The organism is Roseivirga spongicola (assembly GCF_001592965.1).
Classification (GTDB): Bacteria; Bacteroidota; Bacteroidia; order Cytophagales; family Cyclobacteriaceae; genus Roseivirga; species Roseivirga spongicola.
This window is the reverse complement of record NZ_LRPC01000028.1, coordinates 265,618-287,320: the sequence shown is the minus strand read 5'-3', so window position 1 is coordinate 287,320 and position 21,703 is coordinate 265,618. Positions and strand designations below refer to the sequence as shown.

Below are 21,703 nucleotides of genomic sequence, written 5' to 3'. Positions count from 1 at the left end.
ACTACTTTTTACTGTCGAAAAATGCCTTAAGCTCGTCTTCCATTTCAGATTTAGACTGCTGATATTCAGGAGTTAAGCTTTTCTGACCAGGCATCTGCTCTATCATTAATGTTTGAGTTGGGAAGGCAAATCTTACTCCAAGATGCTCAGCTAACTTGTTGATTTCTAGCATAATCTCTTGTCTACATCTTAACTCATTGTTCCAGTCTGGCACTTTAAAGAAAATGTAGAGCATTACTTCTAAAGCACTTCCGCCATACTCATTAAGGAAGATGTTATAATAATCCTTTCGAGTATCTGGGTGTTTTAGTACTATTTCTTCCACCCCTTTCACAAACACTTCAATGAGTCTCGCTGGCGTATCGTATGTGATGGCTAGTTTGGTGTAAAAACGCCTATAATTTCTCTTACCGTGATTATCTACCATGCTATTGGAGATAATACTATTAGGTACATACATTACTGAGTCTCTAAATGTTCTTACCCTAGTAGAACGAAAGCCTACTTCTTCTACTGTACCATCAATATCACCCGCAGTTACCCAATCACCAATCTGAAAAGGTCTATCAATGAAAATCATCAATGAACCAAAGAAGTTTTTGAGGGTATCTTGAGCTGCTAAAGCAAACGCCAAACCACCAATAGAAAGCCCTGTAAGTATTGGCCATATATCGAATTTGAAGCCCCTGAGTATTGCCACAAAACCCACAATAATGACGAATACATGCAGCACCTTAGTGACCAAAGGCATCAATTGATCATCTAACGTATTTTCTGATCTATCGGCAATTTTCTTTAAATAATGCCCAAGTATGTCTACCAGCCTATAGAAAAAGAAAGTAGCGAAAAACGGCACCAAAGCATGTACTAACAAAATAATACCAGTGGCAATAAAGGCTGGTAATTGAAGTACAGGAATTAGAATGCTGGCCAGTAAGGCAATGATCATTAAACTGAATGGCTTTACAACAGGATTCAGAAACTGATTAGCCATATCTAGCTTTCCATACTTATGAAGAAGTGAAAAAAGTATTCTTCTAAGTACTACCGTGAAAATTAGGTGTATTAAAAAGCCAAGAGTTATAAGAATAAGAATACCTAAGTACTGCCAGAGGTGAAGCCCTAAGTACTTAGTGGTACCCAAATTGGGTAGAATGTTAAGTAGCTTATCGGTGCCAAATGGAAACACCTTTTTATGTATTCTATCAATTTGATCTACAGAATACTCCGAGTAGAGCCACTTATTTCCATACTTCTGAACGTATAGTTCTGGAAAGTCTGTAGTGATTACATAACGGTTTCGTCTCGACAGTGAATCATAGTACTCACTCGATTTAGGGACCTCATCTAAATCTATAAAGTTGGCTGAGCCATCTAAAATCTGCTTAAGCTCTTCCGCTAAATTATTGAGCTGCTTCTGACTCCTCTCTCCTTTGAAAAGCGACTTGGCCGCTTGTTCAGGAAGATGGTTTTCATCTTGCAAATAGTTCAGGTGATTATAAATGACTTCATAGGGGCTCGAAAAATTATCGGGCAATGAATCGGCCTGAGACCAAGCAGAGGAGATGGTCAGAAAAAATACTCCTATAAAAGCAATGAGTCTAATACTACTGTGCATCGATAGCATAAATATTCAATTGATTGGCGAAGTTAACAAACACTTCGTACTCTGATAAATTCTGATAATATAGAATGCTTATTCGCTCTGAAGAAGGGATTACAGGGCATATTTGCTCTCCCTTATTGTTGAAAAGGTACAATTGATTGCGCTGAATATCTCTAACCGCATAAAGCTCTTTACCGTTTCTAAAGTTGTAGAACTCAACATTCAATTCTCCAGAATTATCAAAGTCTATTTCGAACTCTTGCTCACCAGACATGTCATAGAATGCTATTCTATTTTGATCGTTTCTGATAATTCTGAATCCAGTTTCCAACACATCGCTCACCATAGAGTACATACTTCTGGTAGTAGGGCGAAAAAGCTGTTTCTCTTGAACCACTTTACCCTCTAAGTTAATTTGAAGCAACATGCCTTCCTCTCCCATTAAAGCGATATTGGTACCTGCAAAGTTGGGTCCTTTAACTAGTGTAACATCTCCCTTAAAGCGTAAATCGAAAGTTTTTGGGAAACCACTGTAAAACTCTCCCCTCCTATTCAGTAAAGAAACCTCGCCTGTTCTTTCTACCACTACAAAAGCATCTCTTCCTCTTACACGCGTATGAAAAGGAGTCTGTAGAAGTTCGCTTTCCATTGCTTTTGGATTCCAGCCTTCCAATAGATTAACCTCTTTATCGAACAAGCTAATATTTCCTCTTCTATCCTTAGCTAGGTATCTGTAACGCTTACTATTGTCATAATCTACCACAGCAGAACCATTGATGATCATAGGACTTTCGAACGATTTGGGAAAACCATCTACCATTTCACCATTTCTATCTATCAGATGAACTAAAGAGTCTGTAAAGAATAAATACTGCAGCTTTTTATTATTGTAGTAATCTATTTGATGAATACCACCCCTTATTCTTTGCCCTACATCGGTCTTCCAAAGAATTTCACCTTGCCTAGTGGTTAGGTAAACAGCCCCAGTCAAGTCTTGAAAAACAACCTCAAGGCTAGAGTTAACATGGTTGCGAACAATAAATGGTTTGGTGACAAGCGTGGTATCTGCAAATGCATTGGCCTTAACCACCAATTCTGCAGCAATATCCTCTCCATTAGTTGTTTCTATAGGAGCAATCAGTTTGCCTTTATTAAAGTCTAAGGTTGAACTTACCAAATAAGATTCATTATTTGAGTTGAGCTGTATTTGCACTCGTTTAAGTAAGGTTTTGAGACTAGGATTTTTACTAAAAAACTCTTTCCATACTGGCTTCAACCCATCGAAGATGGATTCAGAACCGTAATCTAAGTCTTTAATAATAGTAAGGTCAGTTTCTTGTACTAGGTCATCTAACACCCTCCTTCTTTCGACCGATTTACCCCAGGTAGATTCATTGTCGAACTCGTTCATGATGGTTTTCAGCGCATCCAAATTATCGCTTAAAATCAGAGCATTTTGAAAGATAGCGTAATATGGCTCGTCCATTTTCCTTTCGCCCGAGGTAAGCAACTCAACAAAATCGCTTTGTTGAATGTAACCTAATGTGGTATTCAGGTAAGACTCACTATAGACAGTAGAATCTTGCACACTTGTTTTAGATTCAGATAACCTATCAAGTTCTCTCCTTAAATACACCGTATCTGCTGTATTGATTAAGAGCACCTCAGCCACATCAGAAAAGTTCATATCTAACGAAACCGCTAGCATTTCGCCACGCAATAGCTCTTTCAAATCAGTCATACCCACATTAAAGGGCATCCACTTAAAGGCTGTAGAAGTTATAGGAATAAGGTTTTTGCCAAATAAGCTAGCATCTTCTTTAGCAATCACTTCTCCACCGGCAGATGTTCCCTGAGCGCTAATACTCTCCGCTCCAAAACTTAGGTTTAAGTAAGCCACAGACCCAACACTTTCAGAACCATCTAGATCTTCAGAAAAGAAAACTTGATGCAACTCATTCATTCTTTTGGTATTGACAATGAGCTGCAAGTCGCCATCAACAAATGGTTTGTACTGAGAATCAACCAACCTATTAGACTCATTTTCCAATGCTCTTACAACATCTTCTACAAGCAAATTTTCTTCAGAAATCACCAAATAGCTACCCTGAATAAGCATCACTAATTGTGTATTACCTCCTTTTACATTCAGTAGATTGAAGCCATTAAATAGCTGATTCGAGGTAGTATAATCGGTTCCGGTTAGTGTATTTAAAATGGTTACAATATTCTGAGAATTCCATTTAAAATCTGAGGCCTCTATAATATACAGAGGAGTTATATCTGAGCTGCCAGTAGAGTGAAACGAAATCCAGAAAGGCAATTCAGTAACTGAAGATTTCAGTTTACCACTGGTCTCCAAAGAATCTACTTTATCTGACCAATCGACCACTGTTTTGACAAATGGAATAGATTTAGCTGTACTAAACCATTCGTAATCTTCTATAGCCTGAAGCGACTGCTTGAGGTTAGTACCATGAATTGCAAACAAGCTAGTTTCTGGAAGAATGTGTTCTATTTTCGATTTCGGTCGTTCTAACTCAAAATACCAATATGCAGCTCCAGAGAGTAGTATTAAGACAGTAATTACTATAAAAATTCGGACTTTCAATGCAATAATGAGTTTTATTTAAGGTTAGTCAAACTGACTTACCAACCATTTAAACTAAAAACTTGTCGTTTTATTAAGTCAAATATGACAACTGTTATAATTTTTCTTTGGCAATTGAAGAATCGGCTACATTTTTGCAGCGACTCTTTTCAAGTGAATTAATCAATATACACACAACAGTTTGCTGTATTGTAAACTTGATTAGGAACCTTGAAATTTAACTAACCAAACACCTGACTTGAATAATCATCAACCTTTGTTGATTTTTCAAATACCAAATGTATGAAGAGAGTAATCATTAAACTCAGTTTTCTTAGCTTATTACTAGTATTTATTTCGGCAGACAAAGCAGCTGAAAAAGTGCACATTTCTGAAGTAAGTTTTTTGAATGGAATCTATAGTCATTCCGACAGACCTATTACGGGAGAAATTATTGACTATTATGAAAATGAAAAGCTAAAATTTACCTACGGAGCCCTTGAAGGACGCCTACACGGTAAAGCAGTGGAGTTCTACGACAATGGTGACATTAGAAGTGAGAGACACTACACTTACAACAAACTTTTTGGTGAATTCACTGAATACTTTAAAGATGGAGATGTTAAGCTTCAGTTTAAAGTAGGGCTAAATGCTTATGGCAAAGGTGAGCTTTTAACGGAAGTAAAGATAGCCAAGCCTAACAACCACAAACTCAAGTCTTACGATGAGGCCACTCTCATTTTCTTAGGAGAAAAGAATGAGAGTCTATGCACTTCTGAGGAAATCTCGATTTTGAACCAGAGCAAATTCAAAATCGTAGATAAGGATGGAAAACTTCTCTTTCAGCACAACTAAAAGAAAAACTAGGACCATAAAAAAGCCTTTTCAGTATGCTGAAAAGGCTTTTTTTTAATTATAATGCTTTATCTGAATTAGATCAGACCGTTAGTCTTTCGAACAGCATCGGCACTGCTAGTTAATTCGGCTTTTTCAGCATCATTCAACTCTATTTCAACAATAGACTCTACACCATTAGCTCCGATAATTGTTGGAACACCAATACAAATATCGTTAAGGCCGTACTCTCCTTCTAACAAGCAAGAACAAGGGAACATTTTCTTAGAATCTAAAGCAATTGCCTGAACCATAGCAGAAACTGCAGCTCCAGGAGCATACCAAGCAGAAGTACCCAATAGCTTAGTCAATGTTGCACCACCAACTTTGGTTTCTAGCTTCACTTCTTCCATTCTGTCTTCGCTAATGAACTTAGAAACTGGCACAGAGTTTCTTGTAGCTAAACGAGTTAGAGGAATCATACCAGTATCGCTATGACCACCAATAACCATTCCGTCAACATCAGAAATAGGAGCCTCTAGAGCTTCTGCCAATCTATATTTGAAACGAGCAGAATCTAAAGCTCCACCCATACCAATAATTCTGTTTTTAGGTAAACCAGTCGCTTTATGAGTCAAGTAAGTCATTGTATCCATTGGGTTAGAAACCACAATGATGATTACATTTGGAGAGTGTTTGATTAGGTTTTCAGCTACAGACTTAACAATACCTGCATTGGTGCTAATCAACTCTTCTCTAGTCATACCTGGCTTACGAGGAATACCAGAAGTAATTACTGCAACATCGCTGTTCGCAGTTTTTGAGTAATCATTAGTAGTACCTGTTATTTTGGTATCGAAACTATTCAAAGAAGCCGTTTGCATTAAGTCCATTGCTTTACCTTCAGCAAAACCTTCCTTAATGTCTATTAGCACTACTTCTGAAGCAAAGTCTTTAATAGCGATATATTCGGCACAACTGGCACCTACTGCTCCGGCACCTACTACTGTTACTTTCATGTGATCTTTAGGGTTTTAATTACTAATGCGGCAAAGTTAATACGCCATTATTCTAAATGAAATTACCGCTCAAATGTTTGATGATATTTTGATGGAAGGTTAGTTATTTTTCAGCTTCGCCTGCCAAACCTTCTTTGTTTTCTCTGAAACCTTAAATTTTTCTGAAATTCTAAAGCCAATTACCCAAGCTATTTCATCATTCGACAATAGAACATGAACCTTGGGCTTATCTGATAGCGGCACCTTTAGGTCTATTAGCAAATCGCTAATCAACTTTCTACCCTTCATACCTATAGGCTGAAAAGTATCTCCTTCCTGCCAAGGCCTGATCTCTAAGGGGAATTGAAGTAAAGCCAAATCTAAAGCAGCATGCTCAGGTTTTCTATCTAACTTCCAGTCAGATACACCCAAAACGGATAAATGATAGTGCTTATCTGCACAGATGAAACCATCCTCACCTTCCTGAAGCTCGAATGACTCATAACTAGTAGTAGATATCTCTTCTATAAACACATATTCTCTGTCTACCAAAGCAAAGTGGCTGTCAGATTTAAACTGTACCCCAACCTTATCTAGAGATTCATATAGTTGCTCTGCTGTGTCGAAATTAAAACTAAAAGGCCTCAACACTTCATAAAGGTCATAAGCACTAGCACATTGTTCTAATATCTCTGACTTAACAATTCTGCTTTGGTTATTCTGCTCTTCAATTAGCGAAGCCCTTAAGTCATCGTAATGCCTTTCTGAAGTTTGGTATCTATATTCCAGCTTCTCCAAATTCTCGGACATTACCTTTTCAAAATCAGGATTCAACTTCTTAAAAACCGGAAGCAGCTCATGCCTAATTAGATTCCTCTTATAGTAAGTCTCTTCATTGCTGACATCTTCTCTCCATGCGATCCCATTTCTTGTAGCGTAATCGACAATCTCCTTTTTAGATAATAGCAACAAAGGTCTAATGAGATTTTCATTTCTTGCCTGAATACCTCTAAGCCCCTTTAATGAGGTCCCTCTGCTTAAATTCAAAAAGAAAGTTTCTATCGAATCATCTCTATGGTGGGCCAACACTATTTTAGTGTAACCAAACTTCGAGCATAACTCCCTAAACCAATCGAATCTAAGCTCTCTTGCCGCCATTTGAGTAGAGATTCCCTTTTCTGAAGCAAACTTTTTCGTTTCAAAGCGGACAGAATGATTCTTGATGCCGTTGGCTTCACAAGCTTCCTTCACTAGTTTCTCATCTAAATCTGCCTGTTCACCTCTTAGCTGAAAGTTACAGTGTGCCACTGCAAACCGATGCTTTGTTTGTGAAATAAGGTTAAATAGCACCATGGAATCTACTCCACCACTCACTGCAAGGAGCAAATCGTCCTTTTCATCAATAAGGGCATGTTTTTTGATAAACTCCAAAAAGCGATCAACCATGGCTCAAAAATAGCACAAATCGCTAATTTTGCGGCCGTTCCGAAAAAATGAGAAGAGTTACATTTTATCTTATTCTATTCTTTGTATCTGTACTTAGCTTTAGTCAGACAAGAGTAACGCTTAAAACAGCGGGGAAACTCATTGGGTCTGGTAGTGAGCAACGTATGAAAGACAGTGTGGTGCTGATACAAGGCAACACGACTATCTTTTGTGACTCTGCCTACCTGAACAAACTAACCAATTCGGCCAAGGCATATGGTCATGTTCGGATTATTGACAATGTAGATCCTCTCAACATTCAGAGTGACTATTTGGAATATGATGGAAATCTGAGAGTTGCGAGACTTCGCAATAATGTTGTAATGAAAGATGATAGCGTCACGCTCTACACAGATAACTTGGACTACGATAGAAACACTCAAGTAGGTCATTATTTTGGTGGCGGTAAGCTTGTTGATGAATCTAACGAGCTTACAAGCGATTGGGGATACTATTTTACGCCTACCAAAAAAGCAGAGTTCTTTAGTGAGGTTGATATGATAAACCCAGAGTTCAGGCTCAAGACGGATACGCTTTATTATGATACAAACACTTCTCTAGCAAAAACAAAAGGTAAAACCGAAGGTATTACCATTGAGTCTGACACCCTCAACACTAACAACGGTCTCATTTACAATCGGCAAGATCTCTATGCAGAAATTTATGAGGGTAATATTGCTAACGCGGATGTTTACATTGAAGCTGACACTATAGTTGCCGATGACGCAAGAAAAGTATATACAGCAAGTCAGAATATCATAATGACCTCAAAGCCTGATTCATTAACTATCTATGGAAACCGAGGGCGCTACACTAAGCTTATAAAAGAAGCTGTAGTTTATGACCAGGCCTATATGAAGAAAATGCTTGAAGGAGATTCATTGTTCATCAGTGCAGACACTTTGTATTCAAACCAGAACGATCCTGAGAACAAATTTCTCACAGCCTATCACGATGTAAAGATGTTCAAATCTAACATGCAAGGTGTAGCAGACTCGGTAAGCTACAACTTTCGAGATTCTACTATCTACATGTTTACTGACCCGGTTATATGGGCTGAAAACAGCCAAATGACAGCAGATTCAATAAACATAGAAGTACGTGAGAGCAAAATTTATAAAATGAACCTCACTCAAAACTCCTTCGTCATATCTCAAGATAGTGCAAAGAATTACAATCAAGTAAGAGGCATAGACATGCAGGTATACTTTGACGATGGATTCATTAAAAAGACAGATGTGAACGGCAACGGTGAAAGCATCTATTACATTAAAGAAGCTACTGGAGCTATGTCTATGAATAAAATGAAGTGCTCTAATATGGCGTTATATTTCAACCGAAACTCAGTAACAGAAATAAGAACTTACAAGGAAGTAGATGGCCAGGTTAAGCCAGAGTTTGAGATTGCTCAGCTGGACAAAAGACTGCGAGGCTTTACTTGGCACCAAGATATACGGCCTACTCTACGGCAGGTAGCAAGAAATCTGCGCTGGGATAAATAAGCCACGGGTTAAAAAAAGTTAATGTTCAACGAAACCCTCCCCAAATGAAAATCCTTCTCATTACCTTCGTTGAATTGGAAATGTCTAACTTAACTGGTAATTTTGCAGGCCGATGAAAAAGCCCCCTCTTTTAATAATTTTTGTGGCATTAATTACTTTATACACTAGCTGTGCCTCAGACTTTGTGAAATTAGAGCGATCTAATGACTATGAAGAAATGTACAGCGGTGCTATTGCTCTTTACGAAAGAGGTAAGTACGAAAGGGCTAAACTTCTATTTGAGCGCATCTACCCGTACTTTAGAGGAGCAGAACAAGCTGAGAAAATCAGATATTACTGGGCATACTGCGAGTACAATCAAGGTTTTTATCAACTAGCAGCGTATCAATTCAAAGAGTTTTATCAAACTTTTGGTAGAAGCCCAATGGCAGAAGAGGCTCAGTTTATGGAGGCTTATTCTTTATATTTAGATGCCCCAGGCCCAGACTTAGACCAGAGCAGCTCAGAACAGGCTGTTTTAGCCATGCAAAACTTTTTGAACCGTTACCCTGCATCTCAGCGTTACCAAGAGGCAAATGCAATTATTGATGAGCTGCAAATTCGTTTTGAAACTAAGGCTTATCAAACGGCAAAATTATATTACAGGCTTACAACAGGTTTATCTTACCGAACATATTTAGAAGCAGCTTTGGTTAGCTTCGAGGCGTTCAAAGAAGATTATCCTGATTCCAAATACAATGAGGAATTGTTATTCTTAAGTGTAGAAACTAGCTTTAAACTTGCTGATAACAGTATTACCAGCAAAAGGAAAGAGCGTTTCGATAAAACTTTAGATCTTTATGAGGAGTTTTTGGAAAAGTACCCACAGAGTGAGTACATGAATAAAGCTCAAGATTACTACGAGCAATCGAAGGAAGAATTAAATAAACTGAAAATAGACTAAAATGGCAGCAAGTCCATCAATCATTACAAGAGATACCGATAAGATCGCGGAGCCTACTGGCAACATCTACGAGTCGGTAGCTATTATTTCTAAAAGAGCTAAGCAAATTGCCTCTACTATGAAGGAAGAGCTCAACGGAAAATTGGCAGAGTTTGCTTCTACTGTAGATAATCTTGAAGAGATTTTCGAAAACAGAGAGCAGATTGAGATTTCTAAATTCTATGAGAGAATGCCTAAGCCAACAGCAATGGCAATCGAAGAATTTATCAACGGAGAAATCTACCATAGATTCAAAGAAGCAGAAGCAGCTTCAGAAGAATAACAACGGTCCTTCATGTTGAAAGGAAAGAAAATACTGGTCGGAGTTACCGGAAGCATAGCAGCCTACAAGGCTGCTATTTTCGTTAGATTACTGGTGAAAGAAGGTGCCGAAGTTAAAGTAATTATGACTTCTGCAGCTAAAGAATTCATTTCTCCTCTTACCCTTTCAACCCTCTCCAAAAACCCCGCTCTCTCGGAGTTTACTACTGGTGATGCCGGAGAATGGAATAATCATGTTGAGCTTGGACTGTGGGCTGATCTTATGATTATAGCACCGGCAAGTGCCAACACCATCGGTAAAATGGCTAATGGCCTTTGCGACAACTTACTATTGGCCACCTACCTATCGGCCAGATGTCCAGTAATGTTTGCTCCTGCAATGGATTTAGACATGTACCAGCACCCTTCAGTATTAGCTAACATTGCTAAGCTACAGGGTTTTGGAAATGCATTGATCGAGGCTCGACATGGAGAATTGGCTAGTGGATTGGTTGGTCAAGGCAGAATGGCAGAACCCGAAGAACTCATAACCTACCTTAATGACTTTTTCTTGGAAAATGCCCCGCTAAAAGGAAAAAAGGTCATGATAACTGCTGGCCCTACCTACGAGGCTATAGACCCTGTTCGCTTTATTGGCAACTACTCTTCTGGAAAAATGGGCTTTGCTCTAGCTGAAGAAGCTGCTAGACTTGGGGCACAGGTAACACTTATAACTGGCCCTACGCACCTTAGTGTAGATAACTCAGTAATAAACCGAGTAAACGTAAAGAGTGGGCAGCAAATGTTTGATGCATGCGAGCAAGTTTACCCTCACTCGGACATCAATATTTTTGCCGCAGCAGTAGCAGATTATGCTCCAACTACTCAAGCAGATCAGAAAATAAAGAAGGCAGACACTACTCTGCAGATTGAGCTTTCTAAAACTATAGATATAGCCAAGACACTCGGGGCCAGAAAAGAAGAAAAACAGTTCAATGTAGGTTTCGCACTAGAAACCAACGATGAATTAAAAAATGCGCAAGGCAAAATAAAGAGTAAAAACTTCGACCTCATTGTGTTAAACTCGCTACAAGATTCGGGAGCAGGCTTTGGCCACGACACCAACAAGATTACTCTAATTGACAAAGCCAATAATATTCAACATTTTGAGTTAAAGACTAAAAAAGAAGTTGCTAAAGACATCATCAAAAGCATTCTTGAAAAAATCTAGCTTCATCCTAATTCTACTCATTACATGCCTTTTTTCACTAAAGGCACAAGAGCTGAACTTTACAGTCAGCATAAATGCAGACATAGTTCAAACTACTGAAAGAGCAGTTTTTGATGATATGAAAACTACTTTCGAGCGCTTTCTAAACGAGACGGTATGGACCAACGATCAGTTTAGAAACAACGAAAAAATAAAAGCTAACCTCGTTCTAACCATTCAAGACCAGCCCAGTATAGGTCAGTTTACTGCTAATGCACAAATACAAATAGTTAGACCCGTTTATGGAACTACCTATGAAACTTTGTTGCTAAACTTTGCCGACAGAGACTGGGACTTTCAGTTTAACCAGTCGCAGCCTTTGCAGTTTAACCAGAACAATTTCACCAATAATATTACTTCCTTACTTGCCTACTATGCATACATAGCCTTGGGCATAGATTATGACTCATTTGCGCCTCTCGGAGGTACAGCTCATTTTCAGACTGCTCTGAATATTGTAAACAATGCTCAAAACGCTGGCTCAACAGGCTGGGGGCAATTTCAAAGTCGAAGAAACAGGTATTGGTTGGTTGAAAACCTAATGAGTAATGCCCAATATGAACCTGTTAGACAAGCATTCTACGATTATCACATTAACGGAATGGATATATTTCAGTCTGACCAAGAAACTGCCAGACAGAATATACTAGATGCTTTAAAGGAAGTTCAAGAGGTAAATTCAGTACTTCCCAATTCAATTCTAATCATCTCTTTTTTAGACGCTAAAAGTGATGAGTTAGTAAATGTTTTCTCTCAGGGTGATATGAAGCTCAGAAGAGAAGTTTACAATGAGTTACTCAAGTTAGATCCTTCCAGAAGGAGTCAATATCAAAAAATCGTTCAGAACTAGTATTGCTTGGAGCAAGCTGAATTGATACTTTTGTTCAATGCTCAGAACCCTTTCTATCGAGAATTATGCGCTAATCAGGCAACTAAAAATTAAGCCTGTTTCTAGCTTAAATATTATTACTGGTGAAACTGGAGCTGGTAAATCAATTATGCTAGGGGCCTTAGGCTTATTACTTGGCAAGCGCGCAGAAAGCAAAGTGGTTTTTGATGAGTCTAAGAAGTGCATTATTGAGGGAATCTTTGATGTAAAAGCATATCAACTTAAGCCTCTTTTCGAAGAGTATGACTTGGACTATGAAGAAGAGTGTATTATTCGTAGAGAGATAAGTGCAGCCGGAAAGTCTAGGGCATTCATTAATGATACACCAACCACGCTAGATGCGTTGAAGGCGATTGGCTTAAGATTGATGGACATCCACTCTCAGCACGAAACACTGGCTTTGGGCAATAACTCTTATCAACTTCAGATAATCGATATAGTTGCTGGCAATTTCGAGCTCCTTTCAAAGTATCAAGAGGTTTTCAAAGACTTCAAAGAAAAACAGAGAATACACAGAGACTTAATCGAAGAAGGTAGCCAAATAACCAAAGAGGCCGATTACCATCAGTTCCTATTCGATGAATTAGATACAGCCCAGCTGCAAGCAGACGAACAAGAGGAGCTAGAAGAAGAGCTCTCCAAACTAGAGCATGCCGAGGAAATTAAAGCCAAGCTCAATGAAGCTTTAATGATTTCTGATCAGGCGGAATTTAATGCCTCTGGTATGATCCAAGAGCTAAAGTCTACGATATCTGCCATAAGTAGCTTCGGTAAGTCTTACGATGCTTTAAGAGAGCGTCTAGAGAGCCTTCTCATTGAACTGAAAGATATAATTGCAGAGCTTGAGGATGAAGACAGTAAAGTAGAAGTTGATCCTCAGCGTACCGAAGAATGTCAGGATAGACTCAGCCTCATTTACAAACTCCAGCAGAAACATCAGGTAGGGTCAATTGCTGAGCTGTTAGAGATTTACGAAGAACTTGGAAACAAAGTACTAAGGGTTAGCAACTTAGATGAAGCCATTGAAGAAGCTGCAAAAGCAGAAACAGAAGCCTTTGAGCGAGCCAATAAATTGGCAAAGGAGCTATCTAAGGTAAGAACAAAGGTTTTCGATCAGTTTACCAAATCTATCAAATCACATCTGGCAGAACTTGGTATGCCAAATGCCAGCTTAGAAGTTAAGAGGATAGATTCTGAACTGACCTTAACCGGTAACGACACTATAGAAATTCTCTTTTCTGCCAATAAAGGCATAGCCCCTAGCCCACTGAAACAAGCCGCATCTGGTGGTGAGTTTTCAAGGCTCATGTTTGCCGTTAAGTATATTTTGGCAGACAAAACCGCCCTTCCTACCATTGTATTCGATGAAATAGACACAGGTATTTCTGGCGAAATTGCCATTAAAATGGCTCAAATGATGAGGAAGATGTCGGAAAGTCATCAAGTAATTACTATTACACACTTGCCTCAAATTGCTGCTCGTGGGTCAGCTCACTATTTCGTATATAAAGACGAGTCTACCAGCACAACCAGTAGTCAGATCAGGTTGCTTAATCAAGAAGACCGTTTAAGAGAAATTGCAGAAATGATAGGAGGAAAAAATCCATCAGCAACGGCTTATAATTCTGCTAAAGAACTTATTGAAATGACAGGTTCTTAAGTTTAACCATTATTCAAGCCGAATATCACACGGTTACATTCGAGTTTTAATTCTTTTTCTATATTTGACCATGCGAAAGTTAGGTTTGCTGTTTGTTGGTTTGGCTACGGTAATTGTGCTCCTGCACAGTATTACCCCGCACCAGCATAATAATATTACGCAAACCTATAATCATACCATATCCGAAGTCGAGAATAATGGCAATATTCTAAACTGGCTTCAGTTTATTTTCCATCCAGACTTGGGTCAGGAACACCTGGAAAAATTTGAGACAGAGCATCAGTTAGAGATCATAAGTCCAGACCTGGCTTTCCTAGCCATAGCTTTATCTTTCATTCCTATTCTTGAAGAAGAAACTCAACACAATACTCCTTACTTATTCAGTCTAAAAGACAATTATTACCTCAAGCTACAACCGCTAAGAGGCCCACCTGCATTGGTGTAATCCCCTAATAAGGTCTATCTGACCCTCCATTATTGATTAATTGATTTAATCTTATTACACCATGTTTAAGAAAATTATTCATTTTTCTGTTGAACAGAAATTCATTGTATTCCTATTGGTTATAGCCATAGTAGTTGGAGGTTTATATTCCCTCAAACAACTACCAATTGACGCTGTACCCGACATTACCAGCAATCAGGTGCAGGTGGTTACCACCTCGCCTACCCTTGCTCCACAAGAAGTGGAGCAGCTCATCACTTTCCCTATCGAGATAAGTGTTGCAAACATTCCAAGAGTTACTGAAATCAGATCCATCTCACGATATGGTCTTTCAGTGGTGACCATTGTGTTCGAAGACGGAATGTCTCAGCTCGATGCCAGGCAGTTTGTTCAAGAGCAGCTCAATCTGGCTTCAGAAGAAATTCCTGAAGGACTTGGTTCCCCGGAACTTATGCCAATTACCACTGGTCTTGGTGAAATCTACCAATACGTGCTGGCTGTAGAGCCCGGTTATGAAGATCAGTATGACGATATGGAGCTCCGAACTATTCAGGACTGGATAGTTAAACGTCAGATGAGTGGAATTCCCGGCATTATCGAAATCAGCAGTTTCGGAGGTTACCTTAAGCAATACGAAGTTGCTATAGATCCGCTCGTACTCAGAGGTTTCGACCTAACCTTAGCCGATGTGTTCGATGCTTTGGAGAGAAACAATCAGAATAGTGGCGGTAGTTATATCGAGAAAAGCACCAATGCATATTATATCCGTTCTGAAGGAAGAATCGATGACCTAGAAGAGCTTAACGACATTATTGTTAAGCACCAGGGAGAAACCCCTGTATTGATAAAGGACATTGCAGAAGTAAAATGGGGAAGCCCGAAACGCTACGGTGCAATGACCAAAGATGGAAAAGGCGAAGCTGTGGGTGGTATCGCCCTAATGCTTAAAGGAGCTAACTCTTCAGAAGCCATTGCCAACGTTCATGAAAGAGTAGAGCGAATTCAGAGCAGTTTGCCCGAAGGCGTTTCCATTGAACCATATCTAGACCGTTCCGACTTGGTTGGGCGTGCTATAGATACGGTAAGTAAAAACCTAATTGAAGGTGGTCTGATTGTAATTTTCGTGCTGCTACTACTACTGGGTAACTGGCGTGCCGGACTTATTGTAGCCTCAGTCATTCCTCTGGCCATGCTTTTTGCCTTTATTCTGATGAACATTTTCGGAGTATCGGCCAACCTCATGTCATTAGGAGCAATCGACTTTGGTATTGTGGTAGATGGTGCGGTAATCATTGTAGAAAATGTACTCCACGTAATTTATGTTGGTTACGTTGGCAAACATCTCAGCCAGTTAGAAATGGACGATGTGGTAAAGAAAGCCTCAGTCAAGATTTATCAGTCAGCTGCTTTTGGAGTCCTCATCATCTTGGTTGTATTCCTTCCGGTAATTACACTTACAGGTGTGGAAGGCAAGATGTTTAAGCCAATGGCCTTGACCGTGAGTTTCGCCCTTTTAGGCGCCATGATACTTTCTCTCACCTACGTTCCAATGGTTACCAGTCTACTTCTTAAAAAGAAGATCAAAGCGCATAACACACTTTCGGACAAATTCGTGAATTGGATGAGAGACCAATATCGTCCTATGCTTAAATCTGCACTCAAGTGGCCAAAAATGCTACTTAGCATTGTAGTGGCTGCATTCTTAGCTTGTGCGGTATTACTCAGCACTTTGGGTTCTGAATTCATTCCAACCTTAGAAGAAGGAGATTTAGCTATGCAAATGGCTATTCCCCCAGGAAGTTCACTCCAACAAAGTATTAAAACGGCAAATCAGGCTGAAAACATACTTCTTAGCAATTTCCCTGAAGTAAAGCATGTAGTTTCAAAGATTGGTACTTCGGAAGTACCTACCGACCCAATGGCCATAGAAGATGCCGACATCATGATTATTCTAAAGAATAAGTCGGAATGGACTACCACTAATGACAGGGAAGAACTCATTGACCTTATGAAAGGAAAGCTAGCAGCTATTCCGGGAGCCTCATTCGAATTTACCCAACCTATTCAATTGAGATTCAATGAATTGATGACCGGTGCAAAAACAGAGATTGCCATTAAAATTTTCGGTGAAGATGTTGGAGAGCTTGCCAGACTAGGCCAAGAAGTAGCAGATATTGTGGAAGGTATAGAAGGTGCTGCAGACGTAAAAGTTGAGCAAACTGCCGGACTGACGCAGTTTGTCATAGACATTAACCGCAAGAAGTTAGCACAATACAATGTGTCAATAGATGCAGTAAATCAAGTAGTAAGAACTGCATTTGCAGGAGAAGCTGCTGGAGTGATCTTCGAAAATGAGAAGAAGTTCGATCTTGTAGTTCGTTACAATGATACCTATAGAGGCGATCTAGACCTGAATAAACTCTACGTAACTAGTTTCGATGGTGAAGTAATTCCGCTTCATGAATTGGCTGAGCGAAAAGTAATTGAAGGGCCAATGCAAATTACTCGTGAAAATGCGCAGAGAAGAATCACCATTGGTGTGAACAACAGAAATAGAGATATTGCCAGTTTAGTGGCGGAGATTGAAGAGAAAGTTGATGCCAACATCGATTTCCCTGCAGGATATTACGTGATGTATGGTGGGCAGTTTGAAAACCTTGAAGCAGCTCAAGAAAGGCTAAGCATTGCTGTGCCTGCTGCTCTTCTAATGATTTTCGTGCTACTCTATTTCACCTTTAAATCGATGAAATATGCTGCACTTATTTTCTCAGCAGTGCCAATGTCTACCATTGGGGGTATTCTCGCTCTCTGGATTAGAGGTATGCCTTTCAGTATTTCTGCAGGTATCGGCTTTATTGCACTGTTTGGTGTAGCAGTGCTCAACGGTATCGTGCTGATTTCATACTACAACCAACTGAGAAAAGAAGGCCATAACACGATTGATGAGGTGGTAATAGAAGGAAGTTTAGCAAGGCTAAGACCCGTGTTAATGACAGCAGCAGTTGCCGCATTTGGTTTCCTTCCAATGGCCATTTCTGTAACTGCTGGGGCTGAAGTTCAGAAACCACTCGCCACGGTTGTAATCGGTGGACTGATCTCCTCTACCCTGCTAACGCTGTTTATATTACCTAACTTATATGTAATGTTCAACAAGAAAACATTGACTAAAGCCGCTGGTATTATTGTTCTGTTTTTGAGTTTCAATTCCCTACAGGCACAAACTAATCCGGTAAGTATAGATGATGTAGTAACAATGGCCAAAGCCAACCATGCCGAGTTCAAGAACCTATCAATTGCACTTGAACAAAGTAAAAGCCGTGAGAAAGCCACCTTTCAGTTAGGTAACACCTCATTCGACTATTCCTATGGTGAACTCAACGAAGATGTGAATGACTGGCAGTGGCAACTTGATCAGAGTCTGGGAAATCTCTTCCATATGAGTGCAGCTAAAAAAGCCGCAGTAGCAGGAACAGAGTATGTTGAATCGGAACAATTACTTCAGCAGCGATATATGATTTCTCAGGTGAAAGGCCTATGGTTCAAATGGTATTTTGCGGAACAGAGTCTTGAGCAAATCAACCTATGGTTGCCTGAACTGCAAGACATAAATGTAACGCTAAGACAAGCCAGAGAGGCTGGTGAGCTGAATCTTAAAGATCAGTTTGGTGTAGAAAGTATAGTACTTAGTTTAAGCAAACAGCAGCTTTCAGCAGAAATGACTAAGGAAAGTGCTCTAGCAGAACTGAGTAAGTGGTGTGGTCAAACTATTGATGGAAAACCAGCTAATATTTCTGTCACTGAGTGGATGAGTCAAACTTCCGATTCAATCACCAGCTTGCTCGCACAAAGTCAGCAGGCAGAACTCAATTGGATGGAAATGCAGGTTAAAGAAGCGAAAGCTCAGTATGCTCCTGAATTGAGAGTAGGTTATTTTCAACAGAGAATTGTGAACCTGACAGGACTTAGCGGTTTTCGAGCAGGGCTTAGCATGCCCCTCTTTTCCAGCTCTCCAAAGCAAACAGCTAAGATCAGAAGTCTGGAAGTTGAAAAGCGTAGAAATGAGCAAGAGCAAATCATTTTCGATTACGAACAAAAGATTTCTGAGCTCAACAAAAACAAAGAACACCTGCAAAAGGCCCTTGCTTTTTTACCTCCCGATAATCAAATGGAGGCTAACTGGGGTGGACTAAAAACCCTACTCAGCAGTGGCGACATCAACACTTTTGAATGGTCTCAGTTAGTGAATACTCACTTAGGCTATTTCGAACAAAAAATATCTATCTATCAGGAGTTGGCTGCTATTCAGCTTCAGCTCGAATTCCTAACAGAAAAAAATTAAACCCATGAAAAAGTTATATATCCTATTCATCCTTTTGGCCCAAGTGGGGCTCGGATGTTCAGAAAAAACGAATGATACTGAAGTTGCAGAGGAACCAACTCAGGAAAGCGCTCCAGTGAGAAATATTCAGGTGGGAAACCTTCAGGTGAAACCTCTAATTGAAACTGTAACAGCAACCGGCAACATTGATGTTCCACCCATGGAGCGAAAAGTGATACATAGCTTTATTGCTGCCAATGTGGTTTACTTAGATGTTATTCAAGGGGAAGCCGTAAAGAAAGGTCAAGTAATAGCCAAACTTAGCCACCCTAACCTAATTGCTTTACAGCAGCAGTTGCTTGAAGAAAAAGTAGAGATGAACTTTCAAACTAAGGAATTAGAGAGAAAACAAGGTTTAGTTTCATCGAACGCTACTTCTCAAAAGGAGATCAATGAGATTGAAAGAGAACTAAGCAAAGCTCAAATTCGATATAAAACTTTAAGCTCTCAATTAGAATTGATTGGTATTAATCCGGAATCCATTGAAGACAAGGGAATCGTTAATGAGATTAGCATTAAGGCTCCTTTCGATGCAAAAGTGAGTAAAGTGATGATTTCCAATGGTCAGTTCATCGGTTCAGATCAGCCGATACTAGAGCTACTCAGTGAAGGCCACAAGCACCTTGAGTTAGATGTGTTTGCCAAGGATGCTAGCAAAATAGTGAAAGGGCAAAAAATCGAATTCAATTTACCAGGCAGTGATGAAGTGTATACAGCAGAGGTTTATTTGATTAACCCAGATGTTTCTTCAAACAAACTCAGAGTTCACGGTCATTTGGAAGATGAGTCACTGAACCTTAAGATTGGTACATTCATAGAAGCACGTATTATTGTTGGCAGCGATGAAGTGGCTCAAATCGAAAACGAAGAGCTGATTAGAGAGAACAACATCTTCTATCTATTTCAGCAAGATGGTGACGAATTCAAAAAAGTAATGGTTTCTGTAGGTCGTAGTAATGAGAACTTTACGGAAGTTTTAGATGCCCAAAATTCAGATCAGTGGGTTCTGAAGGGGAACTATTTTCTCCAGGAGTTTTAAGTCAGTGAAACTTTGGATTTCTATTTCAAAGCAAATCCCTATTTTTGACCCGCAAAAAGAAAAAACATTATGTCGCATAACCTACTGAAAGGAAAAAGAGGAATCATCTTTGGTGCATTAGATGAGCGTTCAATCGCCTGGAAAGTTGCCCAGGTTGCTCATGCTGAAGGAGCCTCTTTCACATTAACCAATGCCCCAATTGCGTTAAGAATGGGCACAATAAACAAGCTTGCAGAAGAATGTGAAGCAGAAGTAATTCCGGCAGATGCTACTTCAATTGAAGATTTGGAGAACTTATTCACCAAGTCTATGGAAGTACTTGGCGGTAAAATTGACTTCGTTTTGCACTCAATCGGCATGAGCCCTAACGTAAGAAAAGGTCGCGATTATGGCGATTTGAACTACGATTGGTTGATGAAAACCCTTGACGTTTCTGCCATTTCATTCCACAAAGTGATGCAAACTGCTGAGAAGCTTGATGCAATGAATGAGTGGGGTTCAATTATGGGCTTGTCTTACATTGCTGCTCAGAGATCTTTCCCAGACTACTCAGATATGGCTCAGGCTAAGGCTATGCTTGAATCAATTGCAAGAAGCTACGGTGAGCGTTTCGGTAGAATGAAAAACGTGAGAGTAAACACTATTTCTCAATCACCTACCATGACCACTGCAGGAACTGGTGTTGGAGGTTTTGATGTATTCTTCGACTATGCAGATAAAATGTCTCCACTAGGCAATGCAAGTGCAGAAGACTGTGCTAACTATTGCGTAATGTTCTTCTCAGACTTCACTCGCATGGTTACTATGCAAAACCTAATGCATGACGGTGGCTTCTCTTCATCAGGAATTACTGATCGACTTATTGAAGATTTAACAAAATAAATAACCTATAGTCACCCTATTTCAGGGTGACTATTTTCTTACCTCTATGCTGATATTCCCTAACGCCAAAATAAATCTTGGCCTCCAAATTACTGAGAAGCTCAGCAATGGGTACCATGCTATTAATTCTTGTCTTTACCCGATACCGCTTAAGGATGCTTTAGAATTTGTGCCTGCAAAGAAAAAAACAGCTTTTAACTCTTCTGGCTCATCTATACCTTCTGATGGAAAAGACAACCTTGTAATCAGAGCGTACAAACTTCTTAAAAAGGACTTTCATCTTCCTGAACTCAATATCCACTTACATAAAAACATACCAACTGGTGCAGGCTTGGGAGGAGGCTCTTCAGACGCAGCTTTTATGCTTAAAGCGCTTTCAGACTATTACCAGCTCTTTTTAGACGATAGCTTTTTAGAGTCATACGCTGCTCAATTAGGTAGTGACTGCCCGTTTTTTATTCAGAATAAGCCAGCATTAGCCAGTGGTACTGGGACTGAATTAGAACCTTGCAATGTTAATTTAAGTGGTTATCACCTTGTATTGATTCATCCAGGCTTACATATTTCCACGAAAGAGGCCTATGCTGGAACTACTCCCAAAGAACCAGAACATCAGTTAAAAGAAATCTTGGAGAAGGCAGACATAAGTACATGGAGAGAAACTCTCGTTAATGACTTTGAAGAGTCCATCTTTAAAAAACAGCCAATTTTAGCCGAAATTAAAGCTGAACTATATGAGCAGGGAGCTATCTATGCTGCCATGAGCGGTTCTGGCAGTAGTCTTTTCGGCATTTACAAAGAACAACCACCAATCATTAAAGCATTTAGTCAAAAGTTCTTTTACAGAACTATGTCGCTCTAAGCCTTTTCTTCGTATTAAAA

Annotated in this window: 16 protein-coding genes; 12 read left to right on the top strand and 4 right to left on the bottom strand. The window is 39.6% G+C overall.

Annotated elements, in window-relative coordinates; translation table 11 throughout:
- Position 1: 1 nt before the first annotated feature.
- Complete coding sequence (locus tag AWW68_RS13225; RefSeq protein ID WP_068221806.1) at positions 2-1,618, bottom strand: mechanosensitive ion channel family protein; 1,617 nt, start codon at positions 1,616-1,618, stop codon at positions 2-4.
- Positions 1,608-4,217, bottom strand: a complete 2,610-nt coding sequence (locus tag AWW68_RS13220; RefSeq protein WP_068221804.1) for a hypothetical protein — start codon at positions 4,215-4,217, stop codon at positions 1,608-1,610. The genes AWW68_RS13225 and AWW68_RS13220 overlap by 11 nt, the downstream gene beginning before the upstream one ends.
- Positions 4,218-4,499: 282 nt before the next feature.
- On the opposite strand from AWW68_RS13220, the gene AWW68_RS13215 reads away from it, so the two are divergent.
- Positions 4,500-5,051, top strand: coding sequence for a toxin-antitoxin system YwqK family antitoxin (locus AWW68_RS13215; RefSeq protein WP_068221802.1), 552 nt, complete (start codon positions 4,500-4,502; stop codon positions 5,049-5,051).
- 77 nt (positions 5,052-5,128) lie between these two features.
- Here the strand turns inward: AWW68_RS13215 and mdh are convergent, their stop codons facing one another.
- Both mdh and tilS read right to left on the bottom strand, forming a co-directional pair.
- A complete protein-coding gene (gene mdh, locus AWW68_RS13210) occupies positions 5,129-6,049 on the bottom strand; it encodes a malate dehydrogenase (RefSeq protein WP_068221800.1) in 921 nt (306 codons plus the stop codon).
- A gap of 99 nt (positions 6,050-6,148) precedes the next feature.
- The gene (gene tilS, locus AWW68_RS13205) at positions 6,149-7,474 is read right to left on the bottom strand and encodes a tRNA lysidine(34) synthetase TilS (RefSeq protein WP_068221798.1); all 1,326 of its coding nucleotides are present in this window, start codon (positions 7,472-7,474) and stop codon (positions 6,149-6,151) included.
- Between the two features lie 47 nt (positions 7,475-7,521).
- Here tilS and AWW68_RS13200 point away from each other — a divergent pair, with 47 nt between their 5' ends.
- From AWW68_RS13200 to ispE, 11 genes are all read left to right on the top strand, one after another.
- Positions 7,522-9,015, top strand: coding sequence for an OstA-like protein (locus tag AWW68_RS13200; protein ID WP_068221796.1), 1,494 nt, complete (start codon positions 7,522-7,524; stop codon positions 9,013-9,015).
- Positions 9,016-9,157: 142 nt separating this feature from the next.
- Complete coding sequence (locus tag AWW68_RS13195; RefSeq protein WP_157717647.1) at positions 9,158-9,958, top strand: outer membrane protein assembly factor BamD; 801 nt, start codon at positions 9,158-9,160, stop codon at positions 9,956-9,958.
- A gap of 1 nt (position 9,959) precedes the next feature.
- Positions 9,960-10,280 carry a DNA-directed RNA polymerase subunit omega gene (locus AWW68_RS13190; RefSeq protein WP_068221794.1) on the top strand — a complete coding sequence of 107 codons (321 nt, stop codon included), beginning with the start codon at positions 9,960-9,962 and terminating at the stop codon, positions 10,278-10,280.
- Positions 10,281-10,292: 12 nt separating this feature from the next.
- Positions 10,293-11,489 (top strand): bifunctional phosphopantothenoylcysteine decarboxylase/phosphopantothenate--cysteine ligase CoaBC, encoded by a 1,197-nt coding sequence (gene coaBC, locus AWW68_RS13185; RefSeq protein ID WP_068221792.1) that lies wholly within the window; start codon positions 10,293-10,295, stop codon positions 11,487-11,489.
- Positions 11,476-12,378 carry a type IX secretion system protein PorD gene (porD, locus tag AWW68_RS13180; protein WP_089082306.1) on the top strand — a complete coding sequence of 301 codons (903 nt, stop codon included), beginning with the start codon at positions 11,476-11,478 and terminating at the stop codon, positions 12,376-12,378. The genes coaBC and porD overlap by 14 nt, the downstream gene beginning before the upstream one ends.
- A gap of 37 nt (positions 12,379-12,415) precedes the next feature.
- A complete protein-coding gene (recN, locus tag AWW68_RS13175) occupies positions 12,416-14,077 on the top strand; it encodes a DNA repair protein RecN (protein ID WP_068221788.1) in 1,662 nt (553 codons plus the stop codon).
- 70 nt (positions 14,078-14,147) lie between these two features.
- On the top strand, positions 14,148-14,522 hold the full coding sequence (locus AWW68_RS13170; protein WP_068221786.1) for a hypothetical protein: 375 nt from the start codon (positions 14,148-14,150) through the stop codon (positions 14,520-14,522).
- Between the two features lie 61 nt (positions 14,523-14,583).
- Positions 14,584-18,861 carry a CusA/CzcA family heavy metal efflux RND transporter gene (locus tag AWW68_RS13165; RefSeq protein ID WP_068221784.1) on the top strand — a complete coding sequence of 1,426 codons (4,278 nt, stop codon included), beginning with the start codon at positions 14,584-14,586 and terminating at the stop codon, positions 18,859-18,861.
- 4 nt (positions 18,862-18,865) lie between these two features.
- The gene (locus tag AWW68_RS13160) at positions 18,866-19,939 is read left to right on the top strand and encodes an efflux RND transporter periplasmic adaptor subunit (protein WP_068221782.1); all 1,074 of its coding nucleotides are present in this window, start codon (positions 18,866-18,868) and stop codon (positions 19,937-19,939) included.
- A gap of 69 nt (positions 19,940-20,008) precedes the next feature.
- Positions 20,009-20,821, top strand: a complete 813-nt coding sequence (locus tag AWW68_RS13155; protein WP_068221780.1) for an enoyl-ACP reductase FabI — start codon at positions 20,009-20,011, stop codon at positions 20,819-20,821.
- Between the two features lie 46 nt (positions 20,822-20,867).
- A complete protein-coding gene (ispE, locus tag AWW68_RS13150) occupies positions 20,868-21,683 on the top strand; it encodes a 4-(cytidine 5'-diphospho)-2-C-methyl-D-erythritol kinase (protein WP_068221778.1) in 816 nt (271 codons plus the stop codon).
- Positions 21,684-21,703 lie beyond the last annotated feature (20 nt).

Coding starts and splice junctions, on each gene's coding strand:
- AWW68_RS13225 (WP_068221806.1), bottom strand. CDS start 1,618: ATGCACAGTAGTATTAGACTCATTGCTTTTATAGGAGTATTTTTTCTG.
- AWW68_RS13215 (WP_068221802.1), top strand. CDS start 4,500: ATGAAGAGAGTAATCATTAAACTCAGTTTTCTTAGCTTATTACTAGTA.
- mdh (WP_068221800.1), bottom strand. CDS start 6,049: ATGAAAGTAACAGTAGTAGGTGCCGGAGCAGTAGGTGCCAGTTGTGCC.
- tilS (WP_068221798.1), bottom strand. CDS start 7,474: ATGGTTGATCGCTTTTTGGAGTTTATCAAAAAACATGCCCTTATTGAT.
- AWW68_RS13200 (WP_068221796.1), top strand. CDS start 7,522: ATGAGAAGAGTTACATTTTATCTTATTCTATTCTTTGTATCTGTACTT.
- AWW68_RS13190 (WP_068221794.1), top strand. CDS start 9,960: ATGGCAGCAAGTCCATCAATCATTACAAGAGATACCGATAAGATCGCG.
- coaBC (WP_068221792.1), top strand. CDS start 10,293: ATGTTGAAAGGAAAGAAAATACTGGTCGGAGTTACCGGAAGCATAGCA.
- recN (WP_068221788.1), top strand. CDS start 12,416: ATGCTCAGAACCCTTTCTATCGAGAATTATGCGCTAATCAGGCAACTA.
- AWW68_RS13170 (WP_068221786.1), top strand. CDS start 14,148: ATGCGAAAGTTAGGTTTGCTGTTTGTTGGTTTGGCTACGGTAATTGTG.
- AWW68_RS13165 (WP_068221784.1), top strand. CDS start 14,584: ATGTTTAAGAAAATTATTCATTTTTCTGTTGAACAGAAATTCATTGTA.
- AWW68_RS13160 (WP_068221782.1), top strand. CDS start 18,866: ATGAAAAAGTTATATATCCTATTCATCCTTTTGGCCCAAGTGGGGCTC.
- AWW68_RS13155 (WP_068221780.1), top strand. CDS start 20,009: ATGTCGCATAACCTACTGAAAGGAAAAAGAGGAATCATCTTTGGTGCA.
- ispE (WP_068221778.1), top strand. CDS start 20,868: ATGCTGATATTCCCTAACGCCAAAATAAATCTTGGCCTCCAAATTACT.